Here is a 16,371-nt window from a genome sequence, read left to right as displayed (position 1 = left end):
TTCCGGTCTCATCGCCCGTGCAGGCCGACCAGGGCGGCCAAAGCACCCTTGGCACAGCACCAGGCATAGCCGCCCTTGGTCAGCGCCACCCGCCCGGCCAACGGATCTCTGCGGCGCAGCAAGTCCGTGAGCCGGCGGGCGATTTCCCAGATGGCGGCGGCCTCCATGCCGAGCCGGCGGCTGTGCATGCCGGAGGATATGGGACGGGCTTCGTCCAACAGAATCTCGGTCGCGTCCAGGCAGCGGTCGATCACGCGGCGCAGGGCCGGGGTACAGGCCGGGCGGTCCAGGTCTTCGACCACCGCCCCTTCCGCGGCCAGCCAGTCGCCCGGCAGGTAGACCCGGTCCAGACTGCGGTAGTCGTCCTGACAATCCTGCAAATGGTTGATGACCTGCAACGCGTTGCACAGCGCGTCCGACGGGCCATACCCCAGAGACGCCCCGCCATGCAGGTCGATCAGATAGCGGCCCACGGGGGCGGCTGAACGGATGCAGTAATGCATCAGATCGTCCCAATCCTGATAGCGGCCCTTGACCGCGTCCTGCTTGAACACGTCGATCAGGTCTTGGCAATGGCGCGGCGTGATGTCGGTTTCCGCCAAACTGTCGCGCATGGCATGGGCGGTGGCGAATTCGGGATCGTCCGGATGCTGGCCCAAAAGCGCCGCCTCGAACCCGGCCAGACGGCGGACCTTGGTGTCCGCGTCCAAGGCGGTGTTGTCGGCGATGTCATCGATGGCGCGGGCGAAGCGGTAGAACCGCGCCACATGCGGGCGCAGACGGGCCGGCAGCAGGAACGAGCCGACGGGAAAATTTTCGTAAGCAGCGTCTTTGCCCGACGGCGTTTCCACGCCAGAGCCCGGCGTCGGTTCAGGAGAATCGGCGGGCTGCCCCATGACCGGAAAATACCTTCACTCGGATCAGCTGACGCCGGGATCAGCCGGCGGGTTTGGCCATTTCCCGCATTTTCTCCAGCAGGCTGTCGACGGAATTTCCGTTATTCGAGATCACGGAATTGAATTCCTTCTGCTGGGTCAGGGCCATGGACAGGCCGTTCACGATGATGTCGACGATCTTGAAGATATGCTGGCCGTCGCGTTCGCCCACGCCGACGCGCCAGCTGACCTCGACCGGCTGGCCGCCGGGGCGTTTCAGCATGGTATGGACGATGAAATCGTTTTCCTGGCGCTTTTCGGCGCGGCTGATTTCCAGGGATTCGCCGGAGTAGTCCTTGAACCCGTCGACATAGCGTTCCAGCAGCATGTTCTCGAACAGGGTCAGGTATTCCTCGCGCTGTTCCGGGGTGGCGCGGCGCCAATGGCGGCCCAGCACCCATTTGCCGATGGATTTCACGGCGAAGAAATCGTTCACCAGCGCGCGGAAGCGTTCCTTGCGCACGTCGCGGGCGATGTCCTTCCCGGTCAGGGAGTTGATCGCCGACGAAGCCATGGTGTTGACGAAGGTTTTGACATCTTCCGTCGTCACTTCGGCGCACACGGCCCGCGGCGCAAACGCCATCAGGGCGGCGACCAGGAAAACAGTGAATATATGACGCCTTAGCATTGGAACCGTCTCCTTCAGGCGCGTTGCATACACCGGGCCACGCAGGGAGTTCAAGTACCACATGGCTCAATAAAAGTTCATCTGATAGTCATCAGACCAATATGATAAAATTGATAGATTCCCAGGACAGCATCGCCCAGGCCCCGTCCGGTGGACCTGATTCAGTATACAGGAACCCGACCATGACGAAAAATCCCCTCGCCGAAGCCCTTGAAATTTATCTTGATTTGGGCCGCCGTCCGTACACCGAGGTGGTGTCGCAGCTTGAACACGCCCTGCAATGCGCCTGGCTGGCGGAACGGGAATCGGGTGACGGAGATCTGGTCGCCGCCGCCTTCCTGCACGACATCGGTCATATGATGCAGAAACACGGCCAGGGGGCCGCCGACCGCGGCATCGACGACAAGCACGAGGACATCGCCCGCGGCTGGGCCGACCGTCACTTCAACGCCCGCGTGGCCCAGGCCGTGGGCCTGCATGTCGAGGCCAAGCGCTATCTCTGCGCCACACAGCCGGGCTATTTCGAGACCCTGTCGCCGGCCTCGGTCAAATCCCTGGAACTACAGGGCGGTCCCATGACCGCCGACGAGGTCAAGGCCTTCGAAGCCCTGCCCCATTACGAGGACGCGGTGAAGGTCCGTGAATGGGACGACCGGGCCAAGATCGCCGGCCTGGACACGCCGGACATCGACCACTTCCGCCCCTATCTGGAAAGTGCGCTGGCGGCGTAAATCCGAACTTCCTGAGTTTTTAGAACCGATCCGCCCGGAACGGCGTCAGATCGACGTTCGGCGCCTCGCCCTTCAGCAGCCGCGCGATGACGCGCCCCGTCGCCGGGCCGCAGGTCAGGCCCACGTGCTGATGGCCGAAGGCATGGAACAGCCCCGGCGCCGTGGACGACGGCCCCAGCACCGGCAGGCTGTCCGGCAGGGTCGGACGGAAGCCCATCCACTGGGTCGACACCTCCGTCTTCACGCCCGGCAGCAGCTTGGGCACCAGATCGGTCATGACCTTCACCCGGGCGTAATCGGGCGGCGGCTCCAGCCCCGCCAGCTCGACCGTGCCGGCCAGGCGCAGGCCCATCTCCATGGGCGAGGCATAGAACGCCCGGGCCTTCCAGCCGACGGCGTGGTTCACCTGCACCCCCGGGTCGGCCAGGATGGCGTGGTAGCCGCGTTCGGTCCCGAGCGGGATTTTCTCGCCCAACAGGGCCGCCAGCTTGTGGGAAAAGGCGCCCGCGGCCAGCACGATGCGGTCCGCCTCCATCACGCCGTCCGACGTCTCGATACGGAACCCGCCGTCGGCTTTCCGCGCAAGCCCCCGCACCTCGCCCCGCGTGAGCGTGCCGCCGCGCTTCACGAAGGTCTCGGCCAGGACCTTGGTCAGGCGGCCTGGATTGGTCGTGGTGCCGCCGCCGAGCAGCGCATGGGCCCATTTGAAATCGGGGCCGAGCGCCGGCTCCAGATCGGTCAGTTCCTTGCGGTCCAGCGCCTGATACTTGATGCCGTAGGTCGCGCGGAAGGCAAGGTCGGCGTCCGCCTTCTTGAAATCCGCCTCAACGTCGTAGACCTGCAACACCGGGTCGCGGCGCACCAGTTCGGGCGCCCCCGCCTCCGCCGCCATCGCGGCATAGGATTCGGAACAGCCGATGGTCAGATGGCGCAGGGCGTCGGCGGCGCGGCGTTGGTGCGAGACGCTGGCGAAGCGCAGCATGCGCAACAGCCAGGGCAGGATATGCGGCAGGCGCGTCCAGCGGATGGTCAGCGGTCCCTTGGGGTCGATCAGATAGCCCGGCACATTGCGCAGCACCTCCGGCCCGAAGGTCGGCACGAAGGACCATTCGGCCAGGATGCCGGCGTTGCCGAAGGAGCACGCCTCGCCCGGCTCGATCCGGTCGATCAGGGTGACCTTGAAGCCCTCCTTCACCGCCGCCAGCGCGCAGTTGACCCCGACGATGCCGGCGCCGATGACGCAGACGGTGGTTTCCCCCGGCGTGCCGCCTTGCGGGACGCTTTTGGAATTCTCGGGCTTGGGTTGAGAAATTGTCGCGGTCATGGGCGGGGCTCCGGCTTGTCGTTGGGCGGCCATCGTGGCAAATATGACCGGAAACATCCCCAGTGACCATCGCCTTCAAGGAACAAAATCATGGCCGACGGCGCCCATATGCCCCCCCTTCCCGAAACCGCGCGCCAGGCGCTGAAAGCCGCCGTGGGCGACAAGGGCTGGTACGAGACCGAGGCCGACATGGCCCCCTATCTGGCGGAGGAGCGCAATTACTACCACGGCGAAAGCCCGCTGGTGCTGCGCCCGGCCAATACGGAAGAGGTCTCCAGGATCGTCGCCATCTGCGCCGAACACGGCGTGACCATCACGCCCCAGGGCGGCAACACGGGCCTGTGCGGCGGCGCCGTCGCCCAGGGCGGCGTGCTCATCAACATGGGCCGCATGAACGCCGTGCGCGAGATCGATCCCGTGAACGCGACCATGACGGTCGAGGCCGGCTGCATCCTGAAGGAGATCCAGGACAAGGCCGAGAACGCGGGCCTCCTGTTCCCCCTGTCGCTGGCCGCCGAAGGAACCTGCCAGATCGGCGGCAACCTCTCGACCAACGCCGGCGGCATCCAGGTGCTGCGCTACGGCAACGCCCGGGACCTGGTGCTGGGGCTGGAGGTCGTCACATCCGACGGCCGCGTGTGGAACGGGCTGCGCGGCCTGCGCAAGAACAACACGGGCTATGACCTGAAGCACATCTTCATGGGCGCCGAAGGCACCCTCGGCATCATCACCGCCGCCGTGCTCAAGCTGTTCCCCCGCCCCGCCGAGACGACGACCGCCATGGTCGCGGCGGAAACGCCGGCCCATCTGTCGTCCCTGCTGACGCGCCTCAAGGCCGCGACGGGCGATCAGGTGACCAGCTTCGAATACATCTGCCGCGCCCCCATGGACGCCGTGTTCGAACACATCCCGGGCAGCCAGGACCCGTTCACGGAACGCTATGAACACCACGCGCTGATCGAAATGGCGTCGGGGCAGAAGGGCGTGATCCGCGACCTGGCGGAGGCGGCGCTCGGCGAGGCGTTCGAGGCGGGCGAGATCATCGACGCCGTGCTGGCGGAATCGGGCGAGCAGGCGGCGCGCCTGTGGAACATCCGGGAAAGCATTCCCGAGGCCTTGAAGCACTGCGGGCCCTCCGCCAAGCACGACATTTCCGTGCCCGTCTCCAAGATTCCCGAGTTCCTCGCCAAGGCCGACCCGCACGCGGAAAAGGTCATCCCCGGCGTCACCATCATGGCCTTCGGCCACATGGGTGACGGCAACCTGCACTACAACCTGGTGATGCCCAAGGACACGACCCCGGAAGACGCCGAACGCCTGCGCAACGAGGTGCCCCCCGGCGTCCACGACATCGCCGACAGCCTCGGCGGCTCGTTCTCCGCCGAACACGGCATCGGGCTTCTGAAAGTGCACGAGATGGAGCGCTACAAGACGGACGTGGAGAAACACCTGCTGCGCTCGATCAAACAGGCGCTCGACCCCAAGGGCATCATGAATCCGGGGAAGGTGGTGCCTTGATAGGCTGCTAAAGCTTAATGTAATTCGAGCTTACCTCGAGGAGAGATTTATGGAATTCCGCCTTACCTACGAAGGTCATCTCCTCGGCGCTTCTCGAAGCAATACTCGCGCCTCACACAAACACGAAATTCGTAAAATTTTCCATCGACAACTTCGGCACTATTGGCAAGTTCATCCGTACCTCAGCACCGCTTACTTATCACACCGCCGCCTCGGACGAGTACAGCCTGAGGTAAAACTGGTCGATCATCTCTCTCAAAAATACAAATTAGAGAACTACAACTTTGTTCCGTTAGTCACGCCGGATTTATCGTTAATCTGTAGCTTGGAAATTCTTTTCCTCAGGCGCGGCTTCCCTGGAGAGGCGGTAAGGTCTGGCGACATCGACAATCGTCTCAAAACAATTTTCGATGCGCTTCGAATGCCTGGAAATTCAAGCGAGTTAGGTGGATTCGAAACCCCTGGTGACGACGAAATTCCATTCTTTTGCCTGCTGACTGATGACAATCTTATTTCTCATGTATCAGTCGAAACTGACACACTTTTAGAACCATCCTCTGCTGAGGCCGGTGACAATGATTCACGGCTCGTGATCGCAGTAAAACTAAAACCGTTTGACGTCGGTTGGGACAACATTAGCTTCGGGTGAAGTCTAGTTTAAGATGGGCACGCTCTTAATTTTATCTCATCTCAAAAAAATAGATGCCCCTTCAGCGTAACGCTTAGAGTTATCCCGCCGCCCGCTTCTCCAAATCTTCCAACAGATTATCCGGCACGTTCACGCCCTCGGCGTTGGCCTTGGCGCGGTTGGCCCAGCGGTCGACGCCGGGCAGCCAGGCGCCGTCTTGCTCGGTGATGGCCTGGACCAGGGTGCCGATGCGTTCAATGAAGCGGTTGCCGGCGGTTTCCTCGTCCTCGTGGGCGAAGGCGGACGGGTCGATCAGGATGAAGAACTGGCCGACCTTGGGCGGCTCGCCGTCGGCGGCGAAGAAGCTGGAGGCCTCGAAGCCGTGGTTGGAGCCCGTGAGGGTCGCGGCCAGGATTTCCACCATCAGCACCAGGGCCGCCCCCTTGGCGTCGCCCATGGGGATCATCAGGCCGCCGTCCAGCGCTTCCTTGGCGTCCGTCGTCGGCTTGCCGTGCTTGTCCGTGGACCAGCCCTCGGGGATCGGCTCGCCCTTGTTGGCGGCCATCATGATCTTGCCGCGCGCGACCTTGCTGAGCGCCAGGTCGACCAGGATCGGGTCGCCCCAATCCGTGCCGTCGGCGTTGCGTCGCGGGCAGGCGAAGGCGATGGGGTTGGTGCCGTAAAGGGCGCGGGTGCCGTTCCAGGGGGCGATGGCCGCGGGCGCGTTGAGAAAGCCCATGGCGATCAGGCCCTTGCGGGCGGCGGCTTCGACCGGGTGGCCGCCGACGCCGCCGTGGTGGGAATTGCCGATGGCGAGGCCGACGATGCCCGCTTCCTGGGCCAGGGTGATGGCGCGGCCGAGGCCCAGATGAATGGCCGGATAGGCATAGCCGCCGTTGGCGTCGACGCGCAGCGCCGCCGTCGCCGTCTGTTCCAGGCGGGCGATGGCATGGCCGTTGACCTTGCCCGACTTGGCCTGGTCGGCATAGCTGGGTACCCGCGACAGGCCGTGCGACGGCACGCCGTCGGCTTCGGCCTGAACCAGGGCGCGCACCACATGGGCCGCGTTGTTTTCCGAAACGTTCGAATTCAGGAAGACCTTGAAGGCCAGCTGTTCGAGTTCGTCCAGGGTCTTGATCGCCATCGTGTTAATTCCCGTTCAGACAGTTGAGCACCGCGTCGGCGGTGACGGTGGACACCTTGCCCTCGCCCTCTTCCGTGCGCGGGCCGACATGGGGCGTGCAGTACAGGTTGGGCACGCCTTCGAAGATGTTGGGGGACTTGAGCGGCTCCTCGACGAACACGTCGGTGAAGGCGCCCCACAGCTTGCCGGATTTGAGCGCGTCGACCATCGCCTGCTCGTCGACGATGCCGCCCCGCGACAGGTTCAGCAGCAACGCGCGGTCCTTCATCTTGGCGATGGTCTGGGCGTTGAACAGGTTGCGCGTGTCGTCGGTCAGCGGCACGTGGATGGAAATCGCGTCGCACTGCGGCAGCAGCTCGTCGAGCGTTTCCGCCCGCTCCACCTTGCAGTCGGCCCAGCGCGGATCGTCCTTCTTGACCCAGGGGTCGTAAGCGACGCGCAGCATGCCGTTGCCGCGCGCCCGCCAGGCCAGCGCCTGCCCGGTCCAGCCCATGCCGATGATGCCGAGCGTCTTGCCCTGAACCTCGCGGCCCATCAGTTCGATGCGCGGCCACTTGCCGGCGATGACGTCGGGCGTCGCCAGGTAGGAGCGGCGGAACATGACGTAGATCGCGCCCATGGCCAGTTCGGCCACGGAATCGGAATTGGCGCCGATGGCGGGAAACACCTTCACGCCACGGGCGGCGCAGGCGTCCATGTCGATGTTGTCGAGCCCGACACCCAGGCGTCCGACGCATTCCAGCTTGTCGGCCGCGTCCAGCACCGCCCCCCGCACCTGGGTCGCGTTGCGCACGATCAGGCCGCGCACGCCCTTCATCAGGGCCGGGATCTTGTCCTGCTCGGCGACGAGGTCCGGCTGATAGGACACGTCGTAGCTTTCGGCCAGACGCGCGACCTGGGTTTCGTCCATGAATTCGGTGATGAGGATGTCGGCCATTTGGCAAATTACTCCAGGGGCTGCGGCGGCCGGGCGGCCGCCCAAGAAAAAGCCGGGAGACCTTAACCGCCCCCGAAGGACCCGCCAAGGGCGGGCGCGCGGCGGTGGTTGCCGGCGCGTCCCGCCCCTGGCCGGGAGGACATCGTACGAGGTGCTTTTAGGCGTTGGCCGCCGCAAGCGCCTTCATGAAGCGGTCGCGGATGACGACCTGGTCCATGGTGATGTTGGGAACCGGGATGTTGCCCGACTCGCACTTGCAGACGATGACCGTCTGCTTCTTCGACGCGATGGCGTCCTTCATGACCTGAGCCGTGTCTTCGGCCTTGCACTCGATCACGTTGTCGCAGCCGCAGGCCTGGGCGACCTTGGTCAGCGACGTCTTCTTGCCGGCATAGGTCGGCTGGTCGCCGGTCGAGCCGTAGCTGCCGTTGTCGATGATCAGGAGGATGAAGTTGTCGGCCACGTTGTTGCCGATGGTCGGCAGGGTGCCCAGGTTGGTCAGGACCGAGCCGTCGCCGTCGATCGCGATGATCGTCTGCTTCTGCGCCAGGGCGAGACCGAGGCCGATGGACGACGACAGGCCCATGGTGCCGAGCATGTAGAAGTTGGTCGGCTGATCGTCCAGCAGGTGGAGTTCCTGGCTGGGCAGGCCGATGTTGCAGACCACGAACTGATCGGAAATGACCGGGATCAGGCTTTTCAAGACTTCGGAGCGGATCATGGTCATTCCCCTTTCCAGAAGGTGGCGTCGGTCAGAATGGCCACCGGCTTGTTGCACATGAAGGTGTACTTGAGAATCTTGTCGAGCTCGCCCGCGTCTTCCCGCTTGTGGAAGTGGTAGGTCGGGATCAGCATCTGCGCCAGCAGGGCCTTGGTGTGCAGGGCCATTTCGACCTGACAGGCCACCGGCTCGCCCAGCTCGCCGCGGTAGCTGATCAGCATGGGCAGCGGGATGTGATAGAACTGGATCAGCGTCGCCAGCGAATTGAGCGTCACGCCCAGCGCCGTGTTCTGCATGATGATGGCCGACCGCTTGCCGCCCATGAAGGCGCCGGCACACAGGCCCATGCCTTCGTCTTCCTTGTTGCACGGCACGTGCATGATGCTGGGGTGATTTTCGGCTTCCTCGATCACGCCGCCGAGCTGCTTGCACGGAACAGTGGTGATGAACTCGATGTTGTTGTTCACCATGTCCGTGACGATCTGTTTATGAATCGACAAGACTTGTCCTCCGGGTCCAGGTTCCGCGCAAAATTCCGGCCCCTGCCGCCGCACCTACGAGACTGCTGCGGGATCGGGGGAACGGCCTTGCGCCGAACGATATGGGTTCAGGGTGCGCCCTGGGTTTCCTCAAACGTCGCATGCGGGCCGGGATTGACGTTCCCTTGTTCAGTGGCCCGTACCCGCAATAGTCCTTGGCTCTTGCCGCCGTCAAGCAAGTCTTATAACTCTTATAGAAGACTTGGCGTTTTTTCGGCGAAGGGACCGCCCATGCCTGAAACCTGGGGGGACCGGCCCCGTTCCGGCGATGGACCGCTGTACCGGCAGGTGCGCGAAGCGCTCTTGCGCGAGATCGCCCAGGGCCGCTATCCGGTGACCGACCCCCTGCCGTCGGAACAGAAACTCGCCGCCCGCTTCGGCGTCGCCCAGGGCACGGTGCGCCGCGCGCTCGACGAAATGGCGCGGGAGAATCTGGTGATCCGCCATCAGGGGCGCGGCACCTTCGTCCATGCCCACGGCCCGGAACGCGACCGCTTCCACTTCTTCCATCTGGTCGCGGCGGATGGTGAGCGCCGCCTGCCGACCTCGCGCGTGCTGTCGGTGACGCGGCGGCGCGGGACCCAGGCCGAGGCCCTGGCGCTCAGCCTCTCGCCGCAGGCGCGGGTGGTCGAGATCAAGCGCGTGCGCGACCTGATGGCGCGGCGCGCGATCCTGGAGGTCATCATCCTGCCCGACGACCTGTTCCCGGATTTGGGCGACCTCAACAAGGCGCAGGTGCCCAACACGCTCTATCAGCTTTACCAGGACCGCTTCGCCGTGATCGTCCATCGCGCGGTCGAGAAAATCACCGCCGAGGCCGCCGGACCCGACGACGTGACCCACCTGGGCCTGGACCGGGGCGCGCCCCTGCTGCGCATCGAGCGCATCGCGCAGACCCTCGACGGCACGCCGGTGGAACTGCGCATCAGCCGATGTGACACCACGCACTTGGCGTACTTCAGCGATTTGCTGTAGCGGGCTGGTCCGCCGCATTGACAGCCGCCCGCAAATCCGCCCCTATCGCGCCATGACAGGCCACATTTCCGCAATCCTTTCGGCGCCGTTCAAGGCCGCCCGTCCCCTGGGCGGGCTGGCCCTGGCCGGGGCCGCGGCGCTGTTCGGCCTGGGCCTCCGCTACGGCTTCATCGAACCGGAACAGATGGGCGCCGCTTGTGAGCAGGCCGGCCCCTGGTGGTGCATGCTGCGCCGGGGCCTGATGTCCGCCGTCGGCTGGAACGCCATCGGTTTGGCGGCGCTGGCCTGCGCCCTCCTGAGTTTTCTTCCCGACCCCCGCCGTCATGCCACGGCCGCACACGTCGCGCTGGCCCTCGGCGGTGCCGGACTGGTTCTCTACAACGCGACCACGGCCTCGGCGGCCGTGGTGCTGGCCCTAATTTCCCTGGCCCTGCGCCGCCAAGGCCCGGCCGAGAAACCGTAGCTCGCCCGCCACCCCGGGCAGCCCCGGCAGGGCGAGCAGCAGGCAGGTTCCCGCCCAGGCCAAAGCCTCCAGATTGCCCGGCGCATCGACGGCGAGCGGGCCGGCGACGGCCAGCAGCAGGGCGATCCAGGCCTCTTCGGGCCGGGCCGCTTGCATCCCTCGCGCCCGCCAGGCCAGCAGCGCCAGGGCCAGTCCCGGCAGGACGAAGGCCAAGGGCACGAAATCCCGGTGACGGCCGTCGGCCGCCAGGGCGAGGGCCAGGACGCCCGCCGGCAACAGCACCGCCCAGCGGATCAGGCCAAGCGCCTGATCCTGGGACAGGCGGCACCCGGCCAGCCCCTCCAGCACCTCACCCAGGGGTGCGGACCGCAGCCCGTCCAGGACCGGCAGGCGGGCAAGCAGCGCCGCCAGCAGCACACCGCCCCCCGCCGCCAGCAGCAAAAGATAAATGCCGCCAAGCCAACCCAGCGTCCCGATGGCCGCGGCCTCGACCTGGGCCGCCAGCATCCACAGGCAAGTTCCCGTGGCGCCGCCCGCAAGGCCCACGCCCAGGATGGCGGCAGGCCGAAGCCGTTGCCCGGCCACGAACAAGCCGGTCAGGAACAGCAGACAGAGCGCCGCCGAGAAACCGGCGGCCAGGGGCCAGTCCGGCCATTCGCGGACCGGCCCGGCCAAGGGAAACTTGGCCGCGCGATCGGCGTCGAACACGCCCCAAAAGCCGCCCACGGTGCCTTCGGGTGCGCGCTTCCACGGCTGGTCCACGGCCTCGACCACGTTGTAGGGAACGCCCAGGGTCTGCGCCTGGGCCGCGAACTCGCGCAGGAACCGCGCCTGATTGACGCGGCTGGGCACCCCGGCCCCGCGCGTGCGTCCGGCGCTGGGCCAGCCGGTTTCGCCGATCTCGATCCGGGCATGGGGGAACACGGCCCGCGCATGGGCGACCGTCGCCCGCACCCCGTCCTGGGCCGCGCGTACGGATCGTGGCGCCGGGTCGTCCCAATAGGGCAGGACATGGATCAGCATCAGGTCCACCGCCTCGGCGACGGCCGGATGACGTTCCCAGAAATCGAACACGTCCGCATAGGCCACGGGCAACATGGTGCGCGCCTTCACGCTGCGGATGATCCCGGCCAGACGCTTGCCCGTCATCTCGCGGCGCAACAGGACCTCGTTGCCGACGACGATGGCGCGCACGGCCTCGGGGTGGCGCGCGGCGACCCGCAAGGCGGCCGCGATCTCGATTTGGTTCTGCTTGTCCTCGGCGCCGATCCAGATGCCCAGCAGCACCTTCATGCCCAGCTTGGCGGCGGCGGGCAGCACCCCGGCCTGCACCCCGTAGGAGGAATAGGTCCGCACGCATCCGGTCAGCTTCGAAAGGGCTTCCAGGTCGCGTTCGATCAGGCCCGGCGGCAGGTCGTAATCCGGCCCCATCAGGGGATGGCCGTCGGCGGTCGTCGGCGCGTAGGACAGGCATTGGAAACGCCCGCCCGGCGCATCCACCATATCGACCGGGCGCCCCAGCCAGGCCCACAGCGCCGTCACCGCCGAGGCGACGGCGGCGAACACGCCCAGGGATATCAGGAACCACCGCATGGCCGTCACGCCGTCCGGCGGGTCATGAGGGCACCGACCGGGCCGCTATTCCGCCGCCTGGAGCTTTTGATTGTAGGTTTCGAACAGGCCCATGTTGCGGGCCACGTCGTAGGGCCGCTCGGTCAGGCTTTCGGCTTCCCACTCGCTGCGCGGTTCCTCGAAGAAGTTACCGCCGTAGACGTGCAACGCGCCGGTCAGTTTGTCGACCGGATTGGTCACGGAATGAACGATGTCCTTACCCAGCGGCGCCACGTCGCCGGGGCGCATGGCCTTGGCGCCGGCGGCCTCGATGCGGCTATGGCCGGGCTCACCCTCGACCTTCTTCCAAAACACGTTGTCCTCGGCCCCGGTGTACAGGCCGATCACCGCCCACATGTTGTGATTGTGCGGCAGCAGGGTCATGTAAGGTCCCCACACGAGGTTGAGGATCGTCAACTCGTCGGACACGTAAATCTTGTCCGGCCCGGCCTTGGTCGGCTCGCCCAGGCCGCGCAGCAGGTCCGCCGGGTCGCTGCACGCGCGCTCGATCAGTTCCTTCACCGCGATGTGGCTGTCGGTCTCGCGGATGGCGTCGAGACAATCCTGGGTGAAACGGTCGCGGTCGAACATGGCGGGGGCTCCTGGGCGATTAAGGGACGTTCCTCTGGCGGACGATTCTCCGCCGATATTGTGTACATTTCAGCTATCATCCCGCCCCCGTCGGGGCAAGCCTGATTGACGAATTCCATCCCGCCGATGGCGCGAACCCGCCGGATTCCAAGGGCGCACGACGTGCGCACCCCGGTCCGCCAGCCGGAATCCCGCGGCCCCGGCGGCGCGAGATATCCACATTTGCCGCCGATTGCCATTATTCGCCCTTTTTCATCCGCGCACCGGCCGCTCGCCGAATTCCGCCCTTTCCCGAGCCGGAATCCGGACCGGCCTGTGAAGGAATGTAAACTCCCTGCCCCCCGTCCCCTGTGTTCCCGTGAACGCGCCGATGAATTTCACCGGCATGCGAAATCAACCATGCCGGATCGCGGCGGCGGCGCGCGGACCCTCCCTTTTCATCATGCGAAAGGCGCGCTCAGCAAGGCGTTTGCGGGTATTCTATTCCGCGCGATTTCACCACCCCTTGGCTGATCGGCCGTTTTTCCCGCGGCCGCCCCGGGACAATCGATGCCGCGAGGCCGGTCAATGGATCGGCTGCCCCATCCCACGCCCCCGCCCTTTCACACCGATGACCGCGCAATCGCCGCCTTCCGCCATGCCCTGGGACACGGTTCCGGCTCGACATGCCGTGCCCGGCAAAAGGGCGATAAATCAACATCTATCCCCAAAGTTATCCACAGCGCCCCATGCGTTTGACCCATATCAACGCATCCTGTTCACGCCACCGTTAAGCTGCCCGATCAGCGAAGTGGAGGGATGCATATGTCCGACGTGATCTGGAAGCTGCGTGACGACCACAAGAAGCTTGCCCGGTTGATGGACCTGATTGCCCGCGAAGTGCGCACTTTTGATGCCGGCGACCTGCCCGACTACGAGCTTGTCAGCAATATCCTGGACTACACCCAGAACTACCCGGACCTCTACCATCATCCGGTCGAAGACCTTGTGCTGGCGAAACTGCGTCTGCGCGATCCCGACGCCGCGGCGAACGTCGGCGAACTGGACAAGGAACACGAAAAACTGGGCGCCCTGACGCGCCGTTTTGCCGCGGCCTTGTACAACGTCATGCAGGATGCGGAACTGCCCCGCGACTGGTTCGTCGACGTCGCGGGCGACTATTTGAGCTTCCAACGCCGTCACATGCAGATGGAGGAAGTGGTGTTTTTCCCGTCGGCCCTGCGCGCCCTGACGGATGCGGACTGGCAGGATATCCGGGATGCCGTTACCACGCCCGACGACCCCCTGTTCGGCGACGGCGAGGAACAGGAGAAATACGATCGCCTGCACCAGGAAATCCTGAAATGGGGAAAACCCCAGGACGTGACCGCCTTCGCCCGTCCGTAATAGCCGCCCGTTAGCGCCCGCCGGCGACGTTCAGGACGGTTCCGGTGACATAGCCGGCGGCGTCCGTGCACAGCCAATAGGCCCCTTCGGCCACTTCCCGCACTTCGCCGATGCGGCCCATGGGGATGTCCGATTTCAGGGCGGTTTCGAAGTTGGCCGCGATGCCGCCGTCCACCGCCATGTCCGTCAACACATAGCCAGGGGCGACGGCGTTGACGCGAATGCCTTCCGCCGCCACTTCGCGGGCCAGACCGTTGGTGAACACGTCGATGGCGCCCTTGAGCGCCGCGTAATCCGCCCACTGCCCGGCCCCGCCCTTCTTGGTCGCGGTCGACGACAGGTTGACGATCACCCCGCCCTTCCCGCCCGTGGCGGTCGACATGCGCTTGACCGCCTCGCGGCAGAACAGCACGGGGCCGATGAAGTTGATCCGGGTGACCTCTTCCAGGGTCTCCCGCGTGACCTCGACCGCGCGGCGGCGCGGCCCGGACACGCCCGCATTGTTGATCAGCGCGTCCAGCACGATGCCCTCGCCGTCGAGCGTTTCGAACAAGGCGAGAATGTCGTCCTCGTTTCCGGAATCGCAGCGGATCGCCCGCGCCCCCGCTTCCGTCGCGACCTTGTGGGCCGCCTGGGCGTTGGACACGAAGGTGAAGACGACCGTCCAGCCGCGTTCGGCGAACAGCCGCACCATGGCCTCGCCGATGCCGCGGCTGCCGCCGGTGATGAGGACGGTCTTGCTCATGTTACCGGGATCACCTCATCACAAACGGATTGGGCACTTCGGTCGCCATGGAAATCCACACGGACTTGGTTTGCAGGTATTCCTCGATGGCCGCCTGCCCGCTTTCCCGGCCCAGGCCCGACTGCTTGTAGCCGCCGAACGGCGACATGTAGCTGACCGCGCGGTAGGTGTTCACCCACACGGTTCCGGCCTGCAATTCCTGGGACATGATGAAGGCGCGGCGGATGCTTTCCGTCCACACCCCGGCCGCCAGCCCGTAGACAACGTCGTTGCCGATGGCCAGCGCCTCTTCCTCGTCCTCGAAGGGAATGACCGAGAGCACGGGGCCGAACACTTCTTCCTGGGCGATGCGCATCTGATTGTTCACGCCGGTGAAGATGGTCGGCTCAACGAACCAGCCGTCGCCGCATTCGGGCCGCGTCGCCTTGCCGCCGCCCAATACGGCCTCGGCGCCCTCGCCCTTGGCGATGTCCATGTAACCCAGGATCTTTTCATACTGGGGTGGGGTGGTGACTGGGCCGACCTGGGTGTCCGGGTTCATGGGGTCGCCCATCTTGGCGGTCTTGGCGAGGGCCACCAGCTTTTCGACGAATTCGTCATGGATGGATTTCTGCACCAGCAGGCGCGAGCCCGCGATGCAGGTCTGACCCGTGGCGGCGAAGATGCCCGAGATCACGCCCTTCACCGCGTTCTCCACGTTGCAGTCGTCGAACACGATGTTGGGCGATTTGCCGCCCAGCTCCAGCGACACCTTCTTGAACGACTGCGCCGCCGTGGAATAGACGTGCCTGCCCGTGGCCGAGCCGCCGGTGAAGGCGATCTTGGCGACGTCCGGATGGGTGATCAGCGCCTCGCCGGCTTCCTTGCCGTAGCCGGTGACGACGTTCACCACGCCGTCCGGGAAGCCGGCTTCCTTGAACAGCTCGACGAATTCCAGGGCCGACGCCGACGTGAATTCCGACGGCTTGATCACGGCGGTATTCCCGGCGGCCAGCGCCGGCGCCAATTTCCAGGCCGTGAGCATGAGCGGCGAGTTCCACGGCGTAATCATGCCGACGACGCCAAGCGGCTCCTTGCGCGTGAAGTTGAAGGTGTCCGGCTTGTCGATGGGGATGACGGCGCCTTCGATCTTGTCGGCCAGGCCGCCGAAGTAATGATACCACTGAGGCGCATACTTGGTTTGCAGCCCCATTTCGGCGATCAGCTTGCCGTTGTCCCGGACTTCCGTGGCGGCCAGGTCATCGGCCCGCGCCGCCATCAGGTCGGCCAGCCGGCGCATCAGATGTCCGCGCTGGGTCGGCGTCGTCTTGCGCCACACGGGGGCGGCCGCCTTGGCCGCCTTGACGGCGCGGTCGATGTCTTCGGCGTTGCCGCGCGGGATTTCCGCCCAGGCCTTGCCCGTGTAGGGATTGGCGCTTTCGAACCATTCGCCGGAAGCCGGATCGGCTTTCTGCCCGTTGATGGTCATTTGATAACGTTTGAGGTTCCCCATGGC

17 protein-coding genes are annotated in these 16,371 nt (G+C 65.3%); 6 read left to right on the top strand and 11 right to left on the bottom strand.

Annotation, left to right across the window (positions count from 1 at the left end):
• Window positions 1–8 precede the first annotated feature (8 nt).
• Complete coding sequence (hpnC, locus tag RJ527_15040; protein ID WND75340.1) at window positions 9–896, bottom strand: squalene synthase HpnC; 888 nt, start codon at window positions 894–896, stop codon at window positions 9–11.
• A gap of 40 nt (window positions 897–936) precedes the next feature.
• A complete protein-coding gene (locus RJ527_15035) occupies window positions 937–1,563 on the bottom strand; it encodes an ABC transporter substrate-binding protein (GenBank protein ID WND75339.1) in 627 nt (208 codons plus the stop codon).
• Window positions 1,564–1,745: 182 nt separating this feature from the next.
• Here RJ527_15035 and RJ527_15030 point away from each other — a divergent pair, with 182 nt between their 5' ends.
• Window positions 1,746–2,294, top strand: a complete 549-nt coding sequence (locus tag RJ527_15030) for an HD domain-containing protein (protein WND75338.1) — start codon at window positions 1,746–1,748, stop codon at window positions 2,292–2,294.
• Between the two features lie 19 nt (window positions 2,295–2,313).
• Here the strand turns inward: RJ527_15030 and RJ527_15025 are convergent, their stop codons facing one another.
• Complete coding sequence (locus RJ527_15025; GenBank protein ID WND75337.1) at window positions 2,314–3,618, bottom strand: FAD-binding oxidoreductase; 1,305 nt, start codon at window positions 3,616–3,618, stop codon at window positions 2,314–2,316.
• Between the two features lie 90 nt (window positions 3,619–3,708).
• On the opposite strand from RJ527_15025, the gene RJ527_15020 reads away from it, so the two are divergent.
• Together RJ527_15020 and RJ527_15015 are read left to right on the top strand one after the other, a co-directional pair.
• Window positions 3,709–5,136 carry an FAD-binding oxidoreductase gene (locus RJ527_15020; protein ID WND75336.1) on the top strand — a complete coding sequence of 476 codons (1,428 nt, stop codon included), beginning with the start codon at window positions 3,709–3,711 and terminating at the stop codon, window positions 5,134–5,136.
• A gap of 49 nt (window positions 5,137–5,185) precedes the next feature.
• Window positions 5,186–5,785, top strand: a complete 600-nt coding sequence (locus RJ527_15015) for a hypothetical protein (GenBank protein ID WND75335.1) — start codon at window positions 5,186–5,188, stop codon at window positions 5,783–5,785.
• A gap of 79 nt (window positions 5,786–5,864) precedes the next feature.
• Here the strand turns inward: RJ527_15015 and RJ527_15010 are convergent, their stop codons facing one another.
• From RJ527_15010 to comD, 4 genes are all read right to left on the bottom strand, one after another.
• The gene (locus tag RJ527_15010; protein ID WND75334.1) at window positions 5,865–6,908 is read right to left on the bottom strand and encodes an Ldh family oxidoreductase; all 1,044 of its coding nucleotides are present in this window, start codon (window positions 6,906–6,908) and stop codon (window positions 5,865–5,867) included.
• Window positions 6,909–6,912: 4 nt separating this feature from the next.
• Window positions 6,913–7,845 carry a hydroxyacid dehydrogenase gene (locus tag RJ527_15005; protein ID WND75333.1) on the bottom strand — a complete coding sequence of 311 codons (933 nt, stop codon included), beginning with the start codon at window positions 7,843–7,845 and terminating at the stop codon, window positions 6,913–6,915.
• A gap of 157 nt (window positions 7,846–8,002) precedes the next feature.
• Window positions 8,003–8,572: a sulfopyruvate decarboxylase subunit beta gene (gene comE, locus RJ527_15000; GenBank protein WND75332.1), complete on the bottom strand. Its 570-nt coding sequence runs from the start codon at window positions 8,570–8,572 to the stop codon at window positions 8,003–8,005.
• Complete coding sequence (gene comD / locus RJ527_14995; protein ID WND75331.1) at window positions 8,569–9,066, bottom strand: sulfopyruvate decarboxylase subunit alpha; 498 nt, start codon at window positions 9,064–9,066, stop codon at window positions 8,569–8,571. Before comD ends, comE begins: the two co-directional genes overlap by 4 nt.
• Window positions 9,067–9,336: 270 nt before the next feature.
• Here comD and RJ527_14990 point away from each other — a divergent pair, with 270 nt between their 5' ends.
• Window positions 9,337–10,080 carry a GntR family transcriptional regulator gene (locus tag RJ527_14990; protein ID WND75330.1) on the top strand — a complete coding sequence of 248 codons (744 nt, stop codon included), beginning with the start codon at window positions 9,337–9,339 and terminating at the stop codon, window positions 10,078–10,080.
• A gap of 52 nt (window positions 10,081–10,132) precedes the next feature.
• Window positions 10,133–10,543 (top strand): hypothetical protein, encoded by a 411-nt coding sequence (locus RJ527_14985; protein ID WND75329.1) that lies wholly within the window; start codon window positions 10,133–10,135, stop codon window positions 10,541–10,543.
• On the opposite strand, the gene RJ527_14980 is transcribed toward RJ527_14985, so the two are convergent.
• A complete protein-coding gene (locus RJ527_14980) occupies window positions 10,496–12,136 on the bottom strand; it encodes a glycosyl hydrolase family 17 protein (protein WND75328.1) in 1,641 nt (546 codons plus the stop codon). The genes RJ527_14985 and RJ527_14980 overlap by 48 nt on opposite strands.
• A 45-nt stretch (window positions 12,137–12,181) precedes the next feature.
• Window positions 12,182–12,745 (bottom strand): hypothetical protein, encoded by a 564-nt coding sequence (locus RJ527_14975; protein WND75327.1) that lies wholly within the window; start codon window positions 12,743–12,745, stop codon window positions 12,182–12,184.
• Between the two features lie 804 nt (window positions 12,746–13,549).
• Between RJ527_14975 and RJ527_14970 the strand changes: the two genes are divergently transcribed.
• The gene (locus RJ527_14970) at window positions 13,550–14,131 is read left to right on the top strand and encodes a hemerythrin domain-containing protein (protein ID WND75326.1); all 582 of its coding nucleotides are present in this window, start codon (window positions 13,550–13,552) and stop codon (window positions 14,129–14,131) included.
• Window positions 14,132–14,141: 10 nt separating this feature from the next.
• Here the strand turns inward: RJ527_14970 and RJ527_14965 are convergent, their stop codons facing one another.
• Both RJ527_14965 and RJ527_14960 read right to left on the bottom strand, forming a co-directional pair.
• Window positions 14,142–14,876, bottom strand: a complete 735-nt coding sequence (locus tag RJ527_14965; protein ID WND75325.1) for an SDR family oxidoreductase — start codon at window positions 14,874–14,876, stop codon at window positions 14,142–14,144.
• Window positions 14,877–14,886: 10 nt separating this feature from the next.
• Complete coding sequence (locus RJ527_14960; protein WND75324.1) at window positions 14,887–16,368, bottom strand: aldehyde dehydrogenase; 1,482 nt, start codon at window positions 16,366–16,368, stop codon at window positions 14,887–14,889.
• Window positions 16,369–16,371: the final 3 nt, after the last annotated feature.

It is taken from the genome of Thalassospiraceae bacterium LMO-SO8 (genome assembly GCA_031655335.1).
In the GTDB taxonomy this organism is placed as follows: domain Bacteria; phylum Pseudomonadota; class Alphaproteobacteria; order Rhodospirillales; family Casp-alpha2; genus UBA1479.
This window is presented reverse-complemented; position numbering and strand designations above follow the sequence as displayed.

Coding starts and splice junctions, on each gene's coding strand:
- hpnC (WND75340.1), bottom strand. CDS start 896: ATGGGGCAGCCCGCCGATTCTCCTGAACCGACGCCGGGCTCTGGCGTG.
- RJ527_15035 (WND75339.1), bottom strand. CDS start 1,563: ATGCTAAGGCGTCATATATTCACTGTTTTCCTGGTCGCCGCCCTGATG.
- RJ527_15030 (WND75338.1), top strand. CDS start 1,746: ATGACGAAAAATCCCCTCGCCGAAGCCCTTGAAATTTATCTTGATTTG.
- RJ527_15025 (WND75337.1), bottom strand. CDS start 3,618: ATGACCGCGACAATTTCTCAACCCAAGCCCGAGAATTCCAAAAGCGTC.
- RJ527_15020 (WND75336.1), top strand. CDS start 3,709: ATGGCCGACGGCGCCCATATGCCCCCCCTTCCCGAAACCGCGCGCCAG.
- RJ527_15015 (WND75335.1), top strand. CDS start 5,186: ATGGAATTCCGCCTTACCTACGAAGGTCATCTCCTCGGCGCTTCTCGA.
- RJ527_15010 (WND75334.1), bottom strand. CDS start 6,908: ATGGCGATCAAGACCCTGGACGAACTCGAACAGCTGGCCTTCAAGGTC.
- RJ527_15005 (WND75333.1), bottom strand. CDS start 7,845: ATGGCCGACATCCTCATCACCGAATTCATGGACGAAACCCAGGTCGCG.
- comE (WND75332.1), bottom strand. CDS start 8,572: ATGACCATGATCCGCTCCGAAGTCTTGAAAAGCCTGATCCCGGTCATT.
- RJ527_14990 (WND75330.1), top strand. CDS start 9,337: ATGCCTGAAACCTGGGGGGACCGGCCCCGTTCCGGCGATGGACCGCTG.
- RJ527_14985 (WND75329.1), top strand. CDS start 10,133: ATGACAGGCCACATTTCCGCAATCCTTTCGGCGCCGTTCAAGGCCGCC.
- RJ527_14980 (WND75328.1), bottom strand. CDS start 12,136: ATGCGGTGGTTCCTGATATCCCTGGGCGTGTTCGCCGCCGTCGCCTCG.
- RJ527_14975 (WND75327.1), bottom strand. CDS start 12,745: ATGTTCGACCGCGACCGTTTCACCCAGGATTGTCTCGACGCCATCCGC.
- RJ527_14970 (WND75326.1), top strand. CDS start 13,550: ATGTCCGACGTGATCTGGAAGCTGCGTGACGACCACAAGAAGCTTGCC.
- RJ527_14965 (WND75325.1), bottom strand. CDS start 14,876: ATGAGCAAGACCGTCCTCATCACCGGCGGCAGCCGCGGCATCGGCGAG.
- RJ527_14960 (WND75324.1), bottom strand. CDS start 16,368: ATGGGGAACCTCAAACGTTATCAAATGACCATCAACGGGCAGAAAGCC.